Source organism: Mesorhizobium sp. M0491 (genome assembly GCF_040321265.1).
Lineage (GTDB): Bacteria > Pseudomonadota > Alphaproteobacteria > Rhizobiales > Rhizobiaceae > Mesorhizobium.
Window position 1 is genome coordinate 93,263 of the sequence record NZ_JAMYRE010000003.1, and the last position, 17,652, is coordinate 110,914.

At 62.0% G+C, this 17,652-nt stretch carries 17 protein-coding genes and 1 pseudogene; 7 read left to right on the forward strand and 11 right to left on the reverse strand.

Going from position 1 to position 17,652, the window contains the following annotated elements; all coding sequences use genetic code 11:
- The first annotated feature begins 22 nt into the window (after positions 1–22).
- The 5 genes from NKI69_RS04310 to NKI69_RS04330 all read left to right on the forward strand — a co-directional run bounded on the left by NKI69_RS04310 (position 23) and on the right by NKI69_RS04330 (position 3,716).
- Entirely contained in the window at positions 23–763 is a 741-nt protein-coding gene (locus NKI69_RS04310; protein WP_023810544.1) for an NUDIX hydrolase, read from the forward strand.
- Between the two features lie 78 nt (positions 764–841).
- Positions 842–2,020, forward strand: a complete 1,179-nt coding sequence (locus tag NKI69_RS04315) for an MFS transporter (RefSeq protein WP_023810543.1) — start codon at positions 842–844, stop codon at positions 2,018–2,020.
- 111 nt (positions 2,021–2,131) lie between these two features.
- The gene (locus NKI69_RS04320; protein WP_023810542.1) at positions 2,132–2,590 is read left to right on the forward strand and encodes a YqfO family protein; all 459 of its coding nucleotides are present in this window, start codon (positions 2,132–2,134) and stop codon (positions 2,588–2,590) included.
- 153 nt (positions 2,591–2,743) lie between these two features.
- Positions 2,744–2,911: a 50S ribosomal protein L33 gene (gene rpmG / locus NKI69_RS04325; protein WP_006201775.1), complete on the forward strand. Its 168-nt coding sequence runs from the start codon at positions 2,744–2,746 to the stop codon at positions 2,909–2,911.
- Between the two features lie 595 nt (positions 2,912–3,506).
- Entirely contained in the window at positions 3,507–3,716 is a 210-nt protein-coding gene (locus NKI69_RS04330) for a hypothetical protein (protein WP_013531922.1), read from the forward strand.
- Positions 3,717–4,026: 310 nt separating this feature from the next.
- Here NKI69_RS04330 and NKI69_RS04335 read toward each other — a convergent pair whose 3' ends face one another.
- From NKI69_RS04335 to NKI69_RS04375, 9 genes and pseudogenes are all read right to left on the reverse strand, one after another.
- Entirely contained in the window at positions 4,027–5,094 is a 1,068-nt protein-coding gene (locus NKI69_RS04335; RefSeq protein WP_352720202.1) for an ABC transporter ATP-binding protein, read from the reverse strand.
- A gap of 4 nt (positions 5,095–5,098) precedes the next feature.
- Positions 5,099–5,947, reverse strand: coding sequence for a carbohydrate ABC transporter permease (locus NKI69_RS04340; protein ID WP_352720204.1), 849 nt, complete (start codon positions 5,945–5,947; stop codon positions 5,099–5,101).
- Positions 5,947–6,870, reverse strand: a complete 924-nt coding sequence (locus tag NKI69_RS04345; protein ID WP_352720206.1) for a carbohydrate ABC transporter permease — start codon at positions 6,868–6,870, stop codon at positions 5,947–5,949. The genes NKI69_RS04340 and NKI69_RS04345 overlap by 1 nt, the downstream gene beginning before the upstream one ends.
- Before the next feature lie 177 nt (positions 6,871–7,047).
- A complete protein-coding gene (locus NKI69_RS04350) occupies positions 7,048–8,325 on the reverse strand; it encodes an ABC transporter substrate-binding protein (protein WP_127296148.1) in 1,278 nt (425 codons plus the stop codon).
- 29 nt (positions 8,326–8,354) lie between these two features.
- Positions 8,355–9,542 carry a PLP-dependent transferase gene (locus NKI69_RS04355; RefSeq protein WP_352720208.1) on the reverse strand — a complete coding sequence of 396 codons (1,188 nt, stop codon included), beginning with the start codon at positions 9,540–9,542 and terminating at the stop codon, positions 8,355–8,357.
- Positions 9,539–10,273 (reverse strand): FadR/GntR family transcriptional regulator, encoded by a 735-nt coding sequence (locus NKI69_RS04360; RefSeq protein ID WP_352720210.1) that lies wholly within the window; start codon positions 10,271–10,273, stop codon positions 9,539–9,541. Before NKI69_RS04360 ends, NKI69_RS04355 begins: the two co-directional genes overlap by 4 nt.
- 139 nt (positions 10,274–10,412) lie before the next feature.
- A pseudogene (locus NKI69_RS04365) lies at positions 10,413–11,881 on the reverse strand (FAD-dependent monooxygenase).
- 522 nt (positions 11,882–12,403) lie between these two features.
- Positions 12,404–13,777 (reverse strand): PleD family two-component system response regulator, encoded by a 1,374-nt coding sequence (locus tag NKI69_RS04370; protein ID WP_023810534.1) that lies wholly within the window; start codon positions 13,775–13,777, stop codon positions 12,404–12,406.
- Between the two features lie 33 nt (positions 13,778–13,810).
- A complete protein-coding gene (locus NKI69_RS04375) occupies positions 13,811–14,182 on the reverse strand; it encodes a response regulator (protein WP_013531932.1) in 372 nt (123 codons plus the stop codon).
- 245 nt (positions 14,183–14,427) lie between these two features.
- On the opposite strand from NKI69_RS04375, the gene NKI69_RS04380 reads away from it, so the two are divergent.
- Positions 14,428–14,727, forward strand: coding sequence for a DUF3572 domain-containing protein (locus NKI69_RS04380; RefSeq protein WP_024503583.1), 300 nt, complete (start codon positions 14,428–14,430; stop codon positions 14,725–14,727).
- On the forward strand, positions 14,724–15,377 hold the full coding sequence (locus tag NKI69_RS04385; RefSeq protein WP_352720212.1) for a hypothetical protein: 654 nt from the start codon (positions 14,724–14,726) through the stop codon (positions 15,375–15,377). The genes NKI69_RS04380 and NKI69_RS04385 overlap by 4 nt, the downstream gene beginning before the upstream one ends.
- A 17-nt stretch (positions 15,378–15,394) precedes the next feature.
- On the opposite strand, the gene NKI69_RS04390 is transcribed toward NKI69_RS04385, so the two are convergent.
- Positions 15,395–16,918 carry a hypothetical protein gene (locus NKI69_RS04390; protein ID WP_352720215.1) on the reverse strand — a complete coding sequence of 508 codons (1,524 nt, stop codon included), beginning with the start codon at positions 16,916–16,918 and terminating at the stop codon, positions 15,395–15,397.
- A 107-nt stretch (positions 16,919–17,025) separates the two neighbouring features.
- A complete protein-coding gene (locus NKI69_RS04395) occupies positions 17,026–17,601 on the reverse strand; it encodes a GNAT family N-acetyltransferase (RefSeq protein ID WP_023810530.1) in 576 nt (191 codons plus the stop codon).
- Between the last annotated feature and the right edge of the window lie 51 nt (positions 17,602–17,652).

Below are 17,652 nucleotides of genomic sequence, written 5' to 3' on the forward strand. Positions count from 1 at the left end.
AAGTTTCCGCTAGGTCCTGCGCATGGACGGTATGACCAAGGCGGAAGTCGACAAGATCGAGCGGAGCATGGTCGCTCATAGCGACCGGCCAATCCGCCCGCGCGACGCGGCAACCCTCATCCTGCTCGACCGCAAGGACGATGACGTGCTGGTTCTGATGGGTCGCCGTCATGCCGGCCACGCCTTCATGCCGGGCAAGTTCGTCTTTCCCGGCGGCCGCACCGATCCGGCCGACAGCCGCATACCGGTCGTCGCCGCCCTGCATCCGGAGCAGGAAGCCAGGCTGATCGCCGGGCCAGGGCGCACAAGCGCCGCACGAGCCCGCGCCATCGCCCTGTCGGCCATCCGCGAAACCTATGAGGAAGCCGGGCTGCTGATCGGCCGCAAGGGTGCCTTCGCAACCTCCAGGTCCGACTGGCAGGGTTTTGCCGAACACGGCGTGCAACCCTCGCTGGACATGCTGCGCTTCGTCGCGCGCGCGATCACGCCGCCCAACCGGGTGCGCCGCTTCGACACCCGCTTCTTCAGCGCCTGGCGTGATGACGTCGCGGTCGAACTGCCCGGTGGCGGTCCGACCAACGAACTGGAAGAGCTGGTCTGGCTGCCGCTTGCCAAGGCCAGGGAAGCCGACATACCCGACATCACCCGAATGATCCTGGGCGAGCTGGAAAAGCGCCTCGCCCATGACCCGCTGTTGCGTCCAGGCGGCCCCGTGCCCTTCTACCGGCTTGTCCGCAGCCGCTTCACCCGCGAACTTCTCTAGAGCAATTCCAGGAAAAGTGTGACGCGGTTTTCCGCCCGGAATTGCGTAAGATCAAACAGGCAGAGTATTCAGCATCCCATGACGGTCGATACTCAACCACAGGGCGACGAACGCGTACACTGGCTGCCGATGGTGGCGGCGATCTCGTCGATCAGCGTCGTCGGCATCGCCATCGGCCTTGGCATGCCATTGCTCAGCGTCATCCTCGAAACGCGCGGCCATTCGGCTTCGATGATCGGCCTCAACACCGCCGTCGCCGGCCTCGCCTCGATCGCCGGAGCGCCGCTGGCGACCCCGCTCGCCATGCGCTTCGGCGTTGCCTGGACAATGATCGCCATGATCGCCGCCGGCGCGCTGGCCTTTGTCGGCTTTCATTTCGCACCCGATTTCTGGATGTGGTTTCCACTGCGCATCGTGCTGCACATTGCGCTGACGGTGCTGTTCATCCTGTCCGAATTCTGGATCAGCACCTCGGCGCCGCCGCACCGACGCGGCCTTGTCCTGGGCATTTATGCCACTGTCCTGTCGCTCGGCTTTGCCGCCGGACCATGGCTGTTCGCCCATCTCGGCAGTTCCGGCTTCAGGCCGTTCGGCGTCATCATCGCGTTGGTGACGCTGGCGGCCATACCCGTGCTGGCAGCACGCAACGAGAGCCCGTCGATCGCCTCGGATGGCGAAACCAGCAATTTCCTGCGCTACATCTGGCTGGTGCCGTCGGCGACCGCTGCCGTGCTGGTGTTCGGCGCGGTGGAAACCGGCGGCTTTGCGCTGTTCCCGATCTATGGCAGCCGAATCGGCTATTCCGAAGCCGATGCAGCACTTCTCCTGACCATGATCGGCCTCGGCAATGTGTTGTTGCAGATCCCGATCGGCATGATCAGCGACCGCGTCAGCGATCGCCGCTACCTGCTGATTGCCTGCGCCACGGTCGGTCTTATCGGCACCGTCTTCATGCCCTTCTTCGCCCAGAATTGGCATCTGATGGCCGCGCTTCTGTTCGTCTGGGGCGGCGTCGTCGCTGCCATGTACACGATCGGCCTCGCCCATCTCGGCTCGCAGCTTTCCGGCCATGAACTGGCGTCGGCCAACGCCGCCTTCGTGCTGTGCTACGGCGTCGGCATGGTGCTCGGCCCGCAGGCGATCGGCATCGGCATGGATGCGTTCGGCCCGTCCGGCTTCGGCTGGTCGCTCGGCCTGTTCTTCGCGGCCTATATCGCTTTGGTCGCCGTCAGGTTGGTTCGCAAGATCCTGCTGTAGCGCGACTGCGGCCAGCCCTGCATTTGGCACGGCACGGTGACAGGCTGCTGACAGAACCGTGTCAGGAGCACAGGGCTAAAAAGGCGTCCCAAAACACTCGAGGACACTTCCATGATCGACAGCGGCTTTGAAACCACATCGCTACGAATGACACTGCTTCTGCTCGTAACGTTCCAGGCTCCGGCCGCCGACGTCGACCGCATCATGGATGCCGTGGTGGCGATTGCGCCGCTGGCCATGGGCAAATACGACCGCAATGCCTATCAGTCGGCGCACGGCATCGAACGCTACAGGCCGCTTGACGGTGCGGCCGCCGGCGCCGAAACCGAATTGAGACGGCGGCCCGGCACGGTCGAGGTTTCCTTCGAACTGCCGGACGATCAGGCGCTGGCCGCTCGTGTCGTCGAGGCGATTTTCCAAGCACATTCCTATCAGGAACCGGTGATCCGCATTCAACCGATTCTCGCCAGCCGTTCCAAGGGGCTGGACGACCGCGCCAATCCGAATCGCTGGTGGAACACGACCGGAGACTGGAAGAAGGTTGCTGCACCGGCGACAGAAACCGCATGATTTCCGTTCACCAGCAGGCTCAGGCGGATCGCACGAGGCTTGCCGGGCTTGACTTTCCGGGCGCGTTCTTTATGTGTCGCGCCAAGTTTCCCGCGTCCGGGTGTTTCCCCGTGCTCCAGCGGCCAAAACCCCACGAACAAACGGACTGATATCATGGCCAAAGCCGCAAACATCAAGATCAAGCTTCTGTCGACCGCCGACACCGGTTTCTTCTACGTGACCAGCAAGAACAGCCGCACCAAGACCGACAAGCTGTCGTTCCGCAAGTACGACCCGGTCGCCAAGAAGCACGTCGAATTCAAGGAAACCAAGATCAAGTAATCTGGGTTTCTCGCTGCAATGCCGAAACGCCGCCCAATGGGCGGCGTTTTTCGTTTGTAGCCAATTGATTTCGTTGCATCCGAGCAGAGACTCCAGCCAAAGGATTGACCCTTCGCCATGGTTGCGGCACCCTTGGCCGTGGGTTGGGTGTCACGAACAAGGCGCCTATGGATGTCGAAGAAGTTGAAAGCTGCAATCATTGCAGCCCTTGTCGCTCTGGCTGCTGGTTTCGCCGTCAGCAACGGGCTGATAAGCCAGCAGACGGCCGATGAGATCAAGGCCAGGACTGACCAGGTTCTGACTGAGGAAGAGGCCGCACAGCCTGCACCTCAGCCTGACAGCCCCGCCCCGCCTTCCACGGAACCCACACCGCAGGCTCCGGCCCCTCCCGCCGCGGCACCCCCGCAAGGATCACAACCGGGTCAATGAAGAAGCCCCGCCAGAATGGGCTCCTCTCGTGCGATCGCGCCATCACCATACCTGCTGAGTGTATCGTTTTAATACAATCGCCGATTAGTAGACTTGCACCACGGATAGGCAGTTAGTTTCAGCGTCAGGCGAAAAGGGGGGAAATGCCTCGCACTGGGAGAAAACGATGTCCGTACAAAAAGGCGACTTTCGAACCAACAGAGCCGACTACGTGATTGCCGCGATGCATGGCGGAGTGACCGCCGAAGACAGCGTTCGAGACGAGAACCTGGCAAGGAGAAAGAAGTCCCTGTGGCTGAAGGAGCGGCGATCGGCCAAGTCGGCTGAGAACCCGTTGGACAGCTCGCCGCTGTCTAAAAGAAGCCCTCGCGGTTAGCGATTTACAATCACCTTCCGCGATCACACCATATCCGCACACAACCCACTCACCCATATTGCAGGTGCCGCCGTCGGTGTTGACTAGCTCCGACGGCGGCCTAGTTCGTGGCGAAATAACCTCCGTTTTTTGAGAAGACGGCGGGACCAAGGTCTTGTGCTCGACACGCAAAGGTCCGAGTGGTCCTGTTAGGTTCCGGAAATGTCTCTTGGACGTTCCGCTATTTTATCCAATTGAAATGTAGCGTTACCGTGTATTCCCGCCCGATAGCGGCGCGTGATCCTGCCCGCATCTGCCCTGGCTGAGTCCCTCAGCCGATGCGCTCACCGCTCTTCGGATCGAATAGATGCAGCTGGTGTGGTTCGGCCGCCAACCGTACCTCGTCGCCGGGCTTCACGCCGGCACGGCCCATAGCAAAGACGCAAAGCTGCTGGCTGGCCAGCTTGACGTAGAACTGCGTCGAAAGCCCGAGCGGCTCGACCACACCCACCTCGCCCTTCAACGCGCCGTCATCCGCCAACTTGATATGCTCGGGCCGCAAACCGACGGTGATGGCGTCACCATCCTTGAGCGGCAGGCCTTCCTGCAGCCTCAGCGCCTGGCCGTCGGTCAGCACGGCCTCCGGGGTAGCGCCCTCCCGAACCGTCGCCGGCAGGAAATTCATGCCGGGTGAACCGATGAAACCGGCGACGAACATGTTGGCCGGCCGATCGTAGAGATCGAGCGGCGCGCCGACCTGCTGGATCAGCCCGTCATGCATGACGACGATCCGGTCGGCCATGGTCATCGCCTCGATCTGGTCGTGCGTGACATAAACCGATGTCGTCTTCAGCTGCTGGTGCAGCGCCTTGATCTCGGCGCGCATATGGACGCGCAGCTTGGCGTCGAGGTTCGACAGCGGTTCGTCGAACAGGAAGACCTTGGGATCCCGCACGATGGCACGGCCCATGGCGACGCGCTGGCGCTGGCCGCCCGACAATTGCCGCGGCAGGCGCTGCAGGAAGGTGTCGAGCCCGAGCCGCTTGGCGGCGCCGTCCACCCTGGCATCGATCGTCGCCTTCTGCGCCTTCTTCAAGAGCAGGCTGAAACCCATGTTCTTCGACACGTCCATATGCGGATAGAGCGCATAGGACTGGAACACCATGGCGATGTCGCGGTCCTTGGGTGCTACGTCGTTGACCAGCCGCTCGCCGATGCGGATCTCGCCGCCGGAAGCCTCCTCCAGCCCGGCGATCATGCGCAAGAGCGTGGACTTGCCGCAGCCTGACGGCCCAACCAGGACCACGAACTCGCCATCGGCGATTTCAAGGTCGACCGCGTGCAGGACGCGGACGGCGCCATAGTCCTTGCGGACGTTTTCGAGCGTAACAGAGGCCATCGATCTATCCTTTGACGGCGCCGGCGGTCAGGCCGGTGACGAGATAGCGTTGCAGGAAGGCGAAGAAGATACAGACCGGGATCAGCGCCAGGATGGACGCCGCCATCATCTGTCCCCAATCGACGGCGAACTTGCCGATGAAGGTGAGCAGGCCGACGGCAAAGGTCTTCTGATCGTCGCTGGAAATCAGCATCAGCGCGAACAAAAGCTCGCTCCAGGCTGCAGTGAAGACGAAGCCGAGGGTGGCGCCCATGCCCGGCAGCGTCAGCGGCACGATCACCTTGCGCATCGCCTGCGCGCGGGTGCAGCCGTCGATCATCGCGGCCTCTTCCAGATCCTTCGGGATGCCGTCGAAGAACGACTGCATCAGGAAGGTGGCAAAGGCCGTGTTGAAGGCGGTGTAGATGATGATCAGCCCGGTCAGGCTGTTGATCAGGCCGATCTGACCCATCACGCGGTAGATCGGCGGAATGACCATCACCAGCGGAAAGGTCTGGGTCAAAAGCAACATCAGCGCCAGTGCTGCCTTGCCGCGAAAGGTGAAGCGCGACATGGCATAGCCGGCGAGCGTGGCGATGATTGTCACCAGTGCCGCCGTCGAGACCGAGACGATGACGCTGTTGAGGAAATAGCGCGGGAAATCGGTCGCCTCGAGCACGGTGACGAAGTTCTGCAGCGTCACGTGCGACGGCCAGAAGGTGATGCCTTCGGAATAGAGCAGCCGCTCCGGCGTGACCGAGATCTTCAGCGTCCAGTAGATCGGGAACAGGGCAAAGAGCACGTAGGCCGCGATTGCCGCGTAGAGGCCGATGCCGCCGAAGAAGCGCTGCGAGGTTGAGCGTCCTGCGATCATCAGACGTGCCTCACCAGGGTGCGGCGGATACCGATCAGCGCAATCGCATAAGCAATGAGCAGGACGAGCAGCAGCACCGCCACCGCCGAGGCATAGCCCTTGTCCAGCGATTTGAAGGCGCTGACATAGATGTAGACCGGCACCGTGTTGGTCGAGCCGGCTGGCCCGCCCTCCGTCATGACGAAGATCAGGTCGGCGAAGGTGGCGATCCAGATGGTGCGCAACATCACGGTGATGGCGATGGTCGGCGCCAGAAACGGCAGCGTCACCTTGGTGAAGCGCTGCCAGGGCGAAGCGCCGTCGATGGCCGCCGCCTCATGCAGTTCCGATGGAATGGATTTCAGTGCCGCCAAGAGCGTGATGGCGAAGAACGGAATGCCGAACCAGATATTGGCGACGATCGGCCCCCACATGGCGGTTGACGGATCGGACAGCACATTGGTCGGCTCGGCCTTCAGCCCCAATGCAAACAGCCAGTGCGGGAACGGGCCGATGATCGGATTGAACAGCCAGGCCCAGGTCAGGCCTGACAGGAAGGACGGCACCGCCCAGGGCAGGAACACCAGGGCTTGCACGGCCTTGCGGCCGCGAAATGGCTTGTCGAGCAGCAGCGCCAGGCCGAGGCCAAGGAAGAACTGGAAAAACAGACTGGCGACGGTCCACCACAACGTGTTGACCAGCGCCTGCCCCAGCACCTGATCCGACAGCATCGCCTGATACTGCCCAAGCCCGACATATTCGGACTTGAACGCCGAGAATTTGCGGAAGGAGTAGCTGATGCCGATGACCAGCGGCACCAGAAGCACCACGACCAGCAGGATGATCGCCGGGCTGAGATAGAGCCATGGCTCGATTGCGGCGTGGGATAACCGCTTGCGGCGCGGCTGGCCGGCGGATCGTATTTCGGACACGGCATAGGTCATTGGTTTAGGGGTCACTCCTGGAACGTCGGCTGGCGGAGAGTGTCCTTCTCCCCGTGAAACTGGGAGAAGATGCCGTAGACAGATGAGGGGCAGCGCTAACCTGGCAGAAGCTAGTGCTGCCCTCATCCGTCACTTCGTGACACCTTCTCCCCGTGAACGGGGAGAAGGGAAGAAAAACTACTTCTTGTTCTTCGCCAGCCAATCCTGCTGTTCCTTGGTCAGGAAGGCAGCCCACTGGTCGGCGACGTCCTTGGCCGTCTTCTGGCCAAGCAGCACTTCCTGAAAATTCTTGATCGCCACCTGGTCGACGAAATTGCCGAGGTTCTCCAGATGCGTCGGCGGGGTGACCATTTCATATTTGGAGCTGTCGCTGAGCTCCGTAAACCAGCCCTTGAACTGCTCCGTCTTGAAATGGGGATCCTGGTCGGCGCCGTTGTGGATCGGGACAACGCCGACTTCCTTGGCCCATTCCAGATTGTCCTTCGGCGACAGAAGCGTCGCCATCAGTTTCCAGGCGTCGTCCTTGTGCTGCGAGTTGGCGAACATCGCCCAGCCGGCATAGCCCAGCGTCGGATAGGATTTGCCGCTCGGCCCGACCGGCAATGGCGCTACCGCGAAATCGTCGGCGCTCATCTTGTCGGCAATGCCGAGCAGCGCGTCCGGATCCTGGTTGAGCATGGCGCAGGTGCCGGAATAGAAGCCGGTGACCGTTTCGTTGAAACCCCAACTCACCGCATCCTTAGGCGCCAGTCCGTCCTTGTACATGTCGGCCAGCATCTGCAGGCCCTTGACCGAGCCTTCTTCGTTGATCGTCGAAGTGCCATCCTCGTTGAAGTAGCCGCCCTTGCCGGCGGCGATGTTCATGAACATGTGCATGCCGTTGAAGGCGCCCGGCCCGCCGCGCAGGCAGTAGCCGTACTTCCCCGGGAGCGCGGAAATCTTCTTGGCGTCGGCGATGAAATCATCGAGCGTCGCCGGCGGGCCATCGAGGCCGGCTTCCTTGAACAGTTTCTTGTTCCAGAACAGCGCGTTCACATAGTAGCCGTAGGGGATCATGAACTGGGTGTTGTTGACGGTCGAGCCGAACTGCTTGGCGCGGTCGCCCAGCGTCTTGGCGTCATCCCATTTGGCCATATAGGGGCCGAGATCCTCGAGCTGGGCATTGTTGGCATAGAGGCCCATCCAGCGTTCCGGCATTTCGACGATGTCGGGCGTATCGCCGGCCTGCACCATTGTCAGGAATTTCTCGAACGCCTGGCCCCAGGGCAGCGAGATAAGCTCGACCTTGATGCCCGGATTGGCGGTTTCGAATTCGGCGATCTGCTTCTTCAGGAATTCGGTGCGCGGCGGGCTGGTGATGACTTCGACCATTTTCAGGGTCGAGTCGGCCACGGCATTTCCGGCTGAAATCGCCAGCCCCGCAACGGTGGCCAGCATGACGGTCAGTTTTTTCATGTTCAAGACTCCCATTTTGAACCCGCTTGTTATTTTCTGGCTTTTTCGAAGGCCTGGGCCACGTCGGCCCACAGGTCTTCGACACTCTCCAATCCGACATTGAAGCGGATGGTTCGGGGGCTGACGCCGAAGCGCGCCATCGAATTCAGGCCCGGCGTCTGCTCAAGCGACGCCTTGGCCGGTACGACCAGGCTTTCATGGCCGCCCCAACTGACGCCGATGCGGAAATATTTCAGCGCATCGACGAAGGCCGGGATGTCGATATCGTCCGTCACCTCGAAGGAGAACAGACCGGCATAGCCGGCCAGTGTCGCCTTGCCCGGATGGTTCGAATAGACGGGATGGTTGACGCGCTCGACATTGGCATGCGCCTTCAGCCGTTCGGCGATGGTCAGGCCGCTCTTCATGTGGTGCGGCAGGCGCAGCGGCAGCGTGCGCAAGCCGCGCAGCAACAGCCAGGCTTCGAATGGCGACAGCTTGCCGCCGAGATAGGAATAGGTCTGCTCGTTGATGTGCTTGATATGAGCGGCCGAACCCGCGACGACGCCAGCGACGGTGTCGCTGTGGCCGCCAAGGTATTTCGAGGCCGAATGCAGCACTAGGTCGACGCCATGCGCGATCGGCTTCTGGAACACCGGCGTCGCCCAGGAATTGTCGATGGTGGTGACGATGCCCTGTTCCTTGGCCAGCCGTGTCAGATGCGCGATGTCCTGCAGCTCGAACATCATCGAGGTCGGGCTTTCCAGGTAGAGCAGCTTGGCGCCGGGAAGTGCCGCCGCGACCGCATCCGGGTCGGAGCCGTCGACATAGTCGACCTTGATGTTGAGCCGAGGCAACAGCCGCTCGAACAGCCGATAGGCATCGCCATAGCAATTGCGCACCGCCACGATGCGCTCGCCTGCCCCAACGAACGCAAGCACCGTGGCACTGATCGCCGCCATGCCGCTGGAAAAGCCGCGCGCGGCTTCTGCGCCCTCAAGCGCTGCCACGCGCGCCTCGAACTCCATCACCGTCGGATTGTCGCCGCGCGAATAGATCGGCTGCTTTCGTTTGCCGGCAAAGGTATCGGCCATCTCGGCATAGCTGGCGAAGGTGAACAGCGAGGTCTGGTAGATCGGCGGCACCACCGCACCGCCAGGGAACGGTTCGTCATGCGCCAAGAGTGTCGCCGCCTCGGCGAGATAGTCGTGATCGAAACCGGATGGATGCTCGTTCATGTCTGGCTCGAAAGTTTGAGTTTGGCGGCACCGCGCTTGAGATCGTCCTCGACGGTAGCGATCAGCTTGAGGGCTTCGGCGCGGGCGCCCTGCGGGTCACGGGCTGCGATGCATTCGTAGATGGTGCGGTGATAGGGAAAGCTGGCATGGCCGAAATCGCGAACGCCGAGCGGATGCTCCCAGAAGCGGTGGAACAACTCGTACATGGCGGCGATGATCTGCTCGAACAGCGGATTACCCGAGGCCCGGTAGATCGCCTGGTGGAATTCCCAATCCTCTTCCGCCGACATGCCGTCGCGCGTGCGGAACGCCTGCTCCATGATGTCGAGCTTGCGTGCGATTTCGGCGATATCTGCCTGGCTGGCCCGTTCGGCGCAAAGGGCCGCGGCCTCTGCTTCCAACGCGCGGCGAATCTCCATCGTCTGCATCAGGCTGGTGAAATCATTGCCGCCGGCAAGCGTCAGCGGCATGTGCAGCATATCTGGCGAGACGGCCGCCTTGAGATAGGTGCCGCTGCCTTGCCGGCGCTCGACGAGGCCGAGCCCTTCCCAGCGTGTCAGCGCCTCGCGCACGGTGTTGCGGCTGACCTTCAGCCGCTCGGCCAGAATACGCTCGGTTGGAAGCCGCTCGCCCGGCTGCAAGGCCTCGGCGCGAACAAAGCCCACCAACGCCTTCAGCACGGCGTCATCGCGCGCCGTCGTCTGGATGGGTGGCAGGCTGTTCTGGTCCACATTTCCTCCAAGTGGTCCAATGGTCCAACCAATTTCTGCACAGAAGGAAGCTCCTGTCAACCAACTGTCAGGAGCACTGTCGGAGGGAGCGACGCAATATTTTCAAGGCGGTCGCGCGATTGCGCTTCGATCGTATCTGCTAATCTGAGGCAGCAGGCGACCCGAACCAGGTGGTCAGCGCGTCCACCAGCCCCTGTTGGGTTCCCGCCCCGGCCCAAGCCACATAACCATCGGGCCGGATCAAGACGGCGCAGGGCGCGGCGACCCTCCCGAGCACCGGGAGGTCCCAGATACCGGCGTAACCGGCGTCGATCTGCCGGACCCGATCAGCCCAGGGCGCGAGGTCCAGCCTGCCGGGCTCACCGAAGTTGAGCAACACTGGCTGCGCGTCGTGCAGGTGAAGACCCGCAACGGTCCGCCAGCGGTGGTCAGATCGAGATCGGGCATTCGCCGCCCAAGCAGTGGATGCCCCTCGCCAAGGTCGTAATGGACACCCAAACCAGACATCTCCGCGGCGATTTTCTTGCGGGCTTCATCCATGCCGAGCAACTCGGCAACAGTGTCGGCCAAGGCCTTGCTGCGGTCATCCGTGCGGCGAAGCGCGACCTGTGCCATCGTATTGCGCAACACGCGGGCGGCAACCGGATGACGCTCGGCGTGATAGCTGTCGAGCAGGCTTTGCGGCGATATCCCCTTGATGACTTGGGCCAGCTTCCATCCAAGATTCACCGCATCCTGCACGCCGATGTTGAGGCCCTGCCCACCCATTGGCGGATGGATGTGCGCGGCATCACCCGCCAGCAGCACGCGCCTGTCGCGGTATGCGGCAGCATGGCGCGTCATGTCGGTGAAGCGGGAGAGCCAGGTCGGGCTGTGGACCCCGAAGTCGGTGCCGTAGATGGCAGTCAGCGCCTCGCTGAGCTCGCGCAGGGTCGGGTCGCCGCGCGCCTCCAGGTTCGGTTCCGTCAGCACGACGCCAACTTTTTTGCCGTCCTCGATCTTACCCAGGGCATGAATTCCGAAGGCGTTGCTGCGGAAGCCCCATTCCGGCTCTTCCGATATCTCGACCTCGGCAATCATCCAGCTCATCGTCGGATCCCATCCGGCGAACTCAATACCGGCTGATTTGCGAACGGTGCTGCGGCCTCCGTCGCAACCAACCAGATATGTCGTCTTCAGCCGGTGGCCGTTGGACAGTTTGACATCGACGCCGCTGGCGTCCTGGGCAAACCCCGCAACCTCGTGTCCGCGATAGATCGGCACCTTGAACTCGCCGACCCAGTCGGCCAGGATGCGCTCGATGTGGTTTTGCCGCAGCGCCAGCAGATAATTGTGGCGCGTGGGAAAATCGCTGATGTCTAACCGGATCATGTGGAAGCCCACGGACGGCGATATCTGTCCCTGTGAAAGAAACCGATCCGCAATTCCGCGCTGGTCGAGCACCTCAAGAGTGCGCGCATGCAGGCCGCCAGCGCGCAATCCTGCCAGTTTCTGATCCGGTCGCCTTTCGACAATGGCAACGTCCACGCCTGCCAGCGCCAGTTCGCCTGCCAGCATCAATCCCGTCGGACCACCCCCGGCGATCACAACCGCATGATCTGAAATCATTATCATAACTCCCGTTTTCCGCACCCTGGCTTGGGTCGCGGTTTTACGGGAGGAGCCGGGTCTTGCCGCAAGCCTCTTGTGCGCCATATGTATGAAATGGAAGGGGTATTCTTCCCCTCATCGTTGGCTGCCCTCACAGCGAAACTGTGTAGGAACGGCTAGAACGGGTGTTCCGATTTCACCTGCAGAAACGCAGATTCCTCCGTGCTTTGGCACGTTCTGATGTTCTTTTGGAGAGAAGGGGGCCGGTCGGCGTTTGGCAGCGGTACGAGGAGGCCACTATGTGCCAGCGCCGGCCGGCCGACCCCACGGACCCAGGAGATGCGGCGGACCTGAGCATCATGGGGTATTCCCAGGGATCGGAGCCGGCTTTCTATCCTCGTGCCGGCTTCGTCTTGGCCTGCACAGTTGCGCAAGAGCTTATGAAAATCAACAGTTTCTTAACCAAGGCTCGCGAATCGCTTGGATTAAGGTAAACGGGTAACCCTGTCGGGTTGACTGGATATTCGGAGCCTTGGCCGGTTATGCGGCTTTGGCAACAACCCGGTTGCGGCCGCCGCTCTTGGCTTCGTAGAGCGCGAGATCGGCACGCTTCATCAGCGCCGCCACCGTGTCCACGCCTTTCAGCACCGACGACACGCCGACGCTGACCGTGACTTCGATCGCCTTGCCGTCCTGGCCGATGGCAAAAGCTGCCTGGGCGATTTCGGCGCGAATGCGCTCGGCTACCTTCTCGGCCACTGCGCCCTCGGTGTCCGGCATCACCACGACGAACTCCTCCCCGCCAAAACGGCAGGCAAGGTCGATACCCCTGACATTCTTGCGCAGCCGCCGTGCGAATTCCCGCAGAACCTCGTCGCCGCCGTCATGACCGTGCGCGTCGTTGATCGCCTTGAAGCGGTCGAGGTCGGTGATCATCACCGACAGCGGCCGGCGCCGCGCCACGGCGCGATCGAACAGCGTCTGCAGATGGCTGTCCAGATAGCGGCGGTTGTGCAGCCCGGTCAGTCCATCGGTCACCGCCATTTCGATGGTCTGGGTGACGCTGGCGCGCAGCTGGTCGTTGTAGCGCTTGCGGCGCACCTGGGTGCGCAGCCGCGCCGTCAACTCCTGCTGGTCGATCGGCCGCATCAGATAATCATTGATGCCGAGTTCGAGGCCGCGGATGATGCGTTCCTCCTCGCCCTCCTCCGCCAGCAGGATGATCGGCACGAAACGGGTGCGATCGAGCGAGCGCAACTGCGAACAGAGCCTCAGCGGATCGAAATCGGCGAACGCGGTCGAGATCATCACGCATTCATAGGACGTCTCGGCGGCCTGGAAGAAACCGGCATGCGGATCATGTGTGACGTCGAGATCGGCCCGGTCGCGCAGCATCTTCTGGATGCGCTCGACGGATGATTTGCGTTCGTCGATCAAAAGCACTTTGGGCGTCGTGTCCTCGGATGCGAAATTACGGCTGAGCAACTCCTCGATGCCGATGTTGCGCGTCGTCGAGGCGCGCAGCCGCAACTCGTCGGTCAGCGACTTCAGGCGAACCAGGCTCTTGACTCGCGTCATCAGTTGCAGATCGTTGACCGGCTTGGTCAGGAAGTCGTCGGCGCCGGCCTCGAGCCCGCGGACGCGGTCGGAAACCTGGTCGAGCGCGGTGATCATCACCACCGGAATGTGCGATGTCGCCGGATCGCTCTTCAGCCGCCGACAGACCTCGAAGCCGTCCATGTCCGGCATCATCACGTCGAGCAGCACGACATCGACCTTGCCGTTCTCGCAGGTCTCGATCGCATCCGGCCCATTGGTGGCGGTCAGCACTTCGAAATATTCGGCCAGCAGCCGCACTTCCAGCAGCCGCACATTGGCAGGGATGTCGTCGACGACGAGGATCCGCGCAGTCATTTCACAAGGCTCCGGCTCGGCTGAAAGGGCACATCACGCATCGCCCAGATAGGATTTGATGGTTTCGATGAAACGCGGCACCGAGATCGGCTTCGAAATATAAGCCTCGCAGCCGCCCTGGCGGATACGTTCCTCGTCACCCTTCATGGCGAAGGCGGTCACCGCAATGACCGGGATGACGTGCAGCTCGTCGTCCTCCTTCAGCCATTTGGTCACTTCAAGCCCCGACACTTCAGGCAATTGGATATCCATCAGGATCAGATCCGGCCGGTGCTGGCGCGCCAGATCGAGCGCTTCCAGACCGTTGCGGGTGCGCACGGTCTCGTAACCGCTTGCCTCGATGAGGTCCCGAAAGAGCTTCATATTGAGCTCATTGTCCTCGACGATCATAACCTTCTTCGGCATCGATTTCCCGTCCCGGCTGCCCTTCCGCTTCGAAGGCGACCGTCATGCGCCCATGTCTGAACGCACCAAACCCTGCTTCACTTTACGGCAATATGATTGACGAAACGGAAATCCGCGGCTGGAAAACAGCGCGAATTCCACCTCGTCCCTGCGCGTCCAAAGGGCGCGCCACGCTCTAATGGCTTGCCGCAAGCAACTCTTGCCATTACTGCGGGAGAGACTCATTCCACACACCGAAGGTAGTGATGGCAAACGCAGCGTCAATGCGCGAAGAAGCGGAATCGATTGCCGTGAAGGCCCTGGGCTTCGTCGCCTCCGATCCGGAGCTGCTGCCGCGCTTTCTGGCGATCACCGGCATAGAGGTCCATTCGATCCGCAAAGCCGCCAGCGAGCCGGGTTTTCTGGCCGGTGTCCTGCAATTCATCCTCGCCCACGAGCCGACTCTGATGCGCTTTGCCGAGGAAACCGGCACCCCGCCGGCGGCTGTCGGCAAGGCCTTGCGGTCGCTGCCGCTGGGCGACGACAACCACGAGCATTCCATATGAGCGATGATCCGGAAACCGCGCGCCAGATTGAAGAACTGGCAGCCGACGACCGACCCTTGCTTGTCCTCGATGTCGACGATGTCGTGCTCGAATTCATCCGGCCGTTTCCGAATTTCCTCAAGGCGCGCGGCTATGGCCTGACGCTGGCCTCGTTTCGGCTGACCGGCAACATAGCAGAGACCGCTAGCGGCCGCCTGATCGAACAGCCCGAAGTCACGGCACTGCTGGCCGATTTCTTTGACGCGCAAGCCGATTGGCAAAACATTACTGACGGCGCTGCAGAAGCCCTGGCAGGGTTTGGCGACCGCGCGGAAATCATCTTGCTGACGGCCATGCCGCACAAGCACCGTGCCGTGCGTCGCGTCCATCTCGACGCGCTTGGGCTGAGCTACCCGCTTCTGACCACTGAAATGGCCAAAGGACCGGCAGTGGCCAAGCTTCGCGGCAGGGCCGGCCGACCGGTGGTTTTCGTCGACGATCAGCCGCACAATCTGGCGTCGGTACGGGAATCGGTCGCCGACGCCGAACTGTTCCACCTGATGGCCGACAATTCGCTGCGCGCATTCCTGCCGCCGGTGACGGACGATGTGGTCGTCGTCCAGGACTGGCACGAGGCAGCGCCCAAGATCGCAAGCGCGCTGGGGCTCTGAACTCCAGCTTCAGGGGTTCAGTTCGCACCTGCGCCGCCGCTGTCGTCTCCGCTGTCATCCGCGCCGTCACCATCATCCACGCTGTCGTCCACGGCCGGATCGGCGGGCTTCAGCATGACGCCATTGACGGTGACCGAGCCATCGGCCTTGGCATTGACGATCCATTCCAGCCGGCCATCGGGCAGCGTCTTGCCAAAGCCCTTCGCCATGAGAGCGACTGGCACGTATTGGCCAACCTCCGGTTCCGACTTTGCCGCTTCCTGCAGGCCTTCGACAAGCTTGTCGAAGCCGGCGACATCGACGGTTACGCTTCCTTCGGGCTTTTCGCCTAGGAATGTCATCTCGCCTTCCAGCGCGATCTCCGTGTCCTTGTTCTTCACGGTGCTGTGGCCAAGCACGACCTTCGGCATCCTGGCCATGAAGTCGACCTTAAGTTGCTCGCCGAATTCGGCCGACAGCGGCGGATTCTTATTGAGATCAAAGGCTTCGATCGCCTTCTTCGCCATGCTGTCGAGATCGATATTGGCGCCGCCAAAGTTCAAATCGACATCGGTGGGCAACAACCCCACGCTCCAGCTCGGCAGAAGCTGGGTCGGCACGGTCAGCCCCGATGCCTTGATGCCGTACGTGATCGTGCCGTTCTCGGCCACGCCATCGGTGCCGAACACGGTGCTGAGCTGGGTGGCGCCGAAATTGCCGACCGGGCTTTCCACCGCGAAATCCTTGAAACCGTAGGTCCCGTCGATACGCTGCCAAAGCGGCAAGGCGGCGAGCAGAAGCGATTTGAGCTGCGCCTGGTTGGCCTTCAGCGTCGCCTCGTCCTCGTTGGCCACCGCAAATGCCAGGAGATCGAGCAATGGCTTGGTCCGCACGCCCTTGCCGCTGGCTTCGACCGACAGTTCAGGCGACCTGACGGTGACCGGGAATTTCAGCCCGCTCTCGGGGTCATCGAAATTGATCGCTTCGACAAAACTCGACACCTTCTGCGAGGTTGTGAAATCGACGCCCCCGGTCGCCGACTTGGTCGCGGCAACGGTCGCGATGCCGGCGCCCGTGCTGGCTTCCATGTGCTGCTTGGCATCCTTCGATGCCATCGTCATGCCGGCCATCGAGCTGGTGCCGCTGGTAAAGGCCGCCAGATTTGGATCGTAGACACCCGAGCCCTTGCCGTCCTTGATCGAAAACTGAGTGCTTTGCAGCCCCTCGGGTCCGTTGAACTCGAAGGAGGCGGTTTGGGAGAAATCCATGGAGACATCCCAGGACCCGTCGCTGCGCGGCTTGACCATCAAGGCATAGGGCGCGAAGTCGAACTTCAGCAGTTTCTGGTCCGGAAATGATGCGGCAAGTGCCTTGAAATCGAACACGATCTTGTAGGCGCCACCTTCGAGCGAAACCTTCAAAATGCCTTTGTCGATGGCCTGCTTGCCGACATAGCGGGACAAGTCGTCGGACAATTGCTTCGCACCCTGACTGTCGGCGGTCTGGCTGAAAGCAGGGGCACTCAACGCAAGAAGGAACACGAATGGCAGGGCACGGTTCACGCGAATTCTCCGTTTGACCTAGAAGAAAGACTTTGTCCGTCTGGTATGAAATTACCGCTGCAACCGCAAGGTGAGATCGACAACGGCACCCGGGCAGACCATCTCGATCAAAGCACCAGCCGCATCAGCGGGCGACCGGCCTTGCGTTCCACCAGCCGCTCGAAACCCGCCTTCTCGAAGACCCGTGACGAACCGACGAACAGGCCGATCGAGCGCGAATCGCGAGACAGGTCCATCGGGCACGCCTCGAGCAGCCGGGCCCCATTCTGGCGGGCGAAACCTATGCCGCCTTCGACGAGGCGATGCGTGATGCCCCTGCCGCGCGCCTTGGCGCGGATGAAGAAGCAGGAGATCGCCCAAACGGCCGCATCCCCCGCGTCGGCAGGATCGACCGGTGCCGACCCCCTGCCCTGATTGTTCCATTCGGGCACGTCGGCGCGCGGTCCGATCTGCATCCAGCCAACCGCCTGGCCATCCTCGAATGCCAGCAGTCCGGGCGGCGGGCCGGCTTCGATACGCGCCTTGATGTGGTCCTTGTTGCGTTCCCGGCTGCTCTCGCGGCGCATCGCCGGCGCCAGCCGGAAATGCGTGCACCAGCAGCCGTAGCAGGCGCCTTGCTTGCCGAAGAGGTCCTCGAATTCAGCCCAAAGCTCGGGCGCAAGCGGCGCTATGGTCGTGCTCATGCGTTCTCCCCAGGCCAGCCTTGTCGCTGGCCTTGCACTGTCGTACCATTG

Bases quoted from the DNA above. Each gene is read 5' to 3' on its own strand.
- NKI69_RS04310 (WP_023810544.1), top strand. From the start codon at position 23: ATGGACGGTATGACCAAGGCGGAAGTCGACAAGATCGAGCGGAGCATG.
- NKI69_RS04315 (WP_023810543.1), top strand. From the start codon at position 842: ATGACGGTCGATACTCAACCACAGGGCGACGAACGCGTACACTGGCTG.
- NKI69_RS04320 (WP_023810542.1), top strand. From the start codon at position 2,132: ATGATCGACAGCGGCTTTGAAACCACATCGCTACGAATGACACTGCTT.
- rpmG (WP_006201775.1), top strand. From the start codon at position 2,744: ATGGCCAAAGCCGCAAACATCAAGATCAAGCTTCTGTCGACCGCCGAC.
- NKI69_RS04330 (WP_013531922.1), top strand. From the start codon at position 3,507: ATGTCCGTACAAAAAGGCGACTTTCGAACCAACAGAGCCGACTACGTG.
- NKI69_RS04335 (WP_352720202.1), bottom strand. From the start codon at position 5,094: ATGGCCTCTGTTACGCTCGAAAACGTCCGCAAGGACTATGGCGCCGTC.
- NKI69_RS04340 (WP_352720204.1), bottom strand. From the start codon at position 5,947: ATGATCGCAGGACGCTCAACCTCGCAGCGCTTCTTCGGCGGCATCGGC.
- NKI69_RS04345 (WP_352720206.1), bottom strand. From the start codon at position 6,870: ATGACCTATGCCGTGTCCGAAATACGATCCGCCGGCCAGCCGCGCCGC.
- NKI69_RS04350 (WP_127296148.1), bottom strand. From the start codon at position 8,325: ATGAAAAAACTGACCGTCATGCTGGCCACCGTTGCGGGGCTGGCGATT.
- NKI69_RS04355 (WP_352720208.1), bottom strand. From the start codon at position 9,542: ATGAACGAGCATCCATCCGGTTTCGATCACGACTATCTCGCCGAGGCG.
- NKI69_RS04370 (WP_023810534.1), bottom strand. From the start codon at position 13,777: ATGACTGCGCGGATCCTCGTCGTCGACGACATCCCTGCCAATGTGCGG.
- NKI69_RS04375 (WP_013531932.1), bottom strand. From the start codon at position 14,182: ATGCCGAAGAAGGTTATGATCGTCGAGGACAATGAGCTCAATATGAAG.
- NKI69_RS04380 (WP_024503583.1), top strand. From the start codon at position 14,428: ATGGCAAACGCAGCGTCAATGCGCGAAGAAGCGGAATCGATTGCCGTG.
- NKI69_RS04385 (WP_352720212.1), top strand. From the start codon at position 14,724: ATGAGCGATGATCCGGAAACCGCGCGCCAGATTGAAGAACTGGCAGCC.
- NKI69_RS04395 (WP_023810530.1), bottom strand. From the start codon at position 17,601: ATGAGCACGACCATAGCGCCGCTTGCGCCCGAGCTTTGGGCTGAATTC.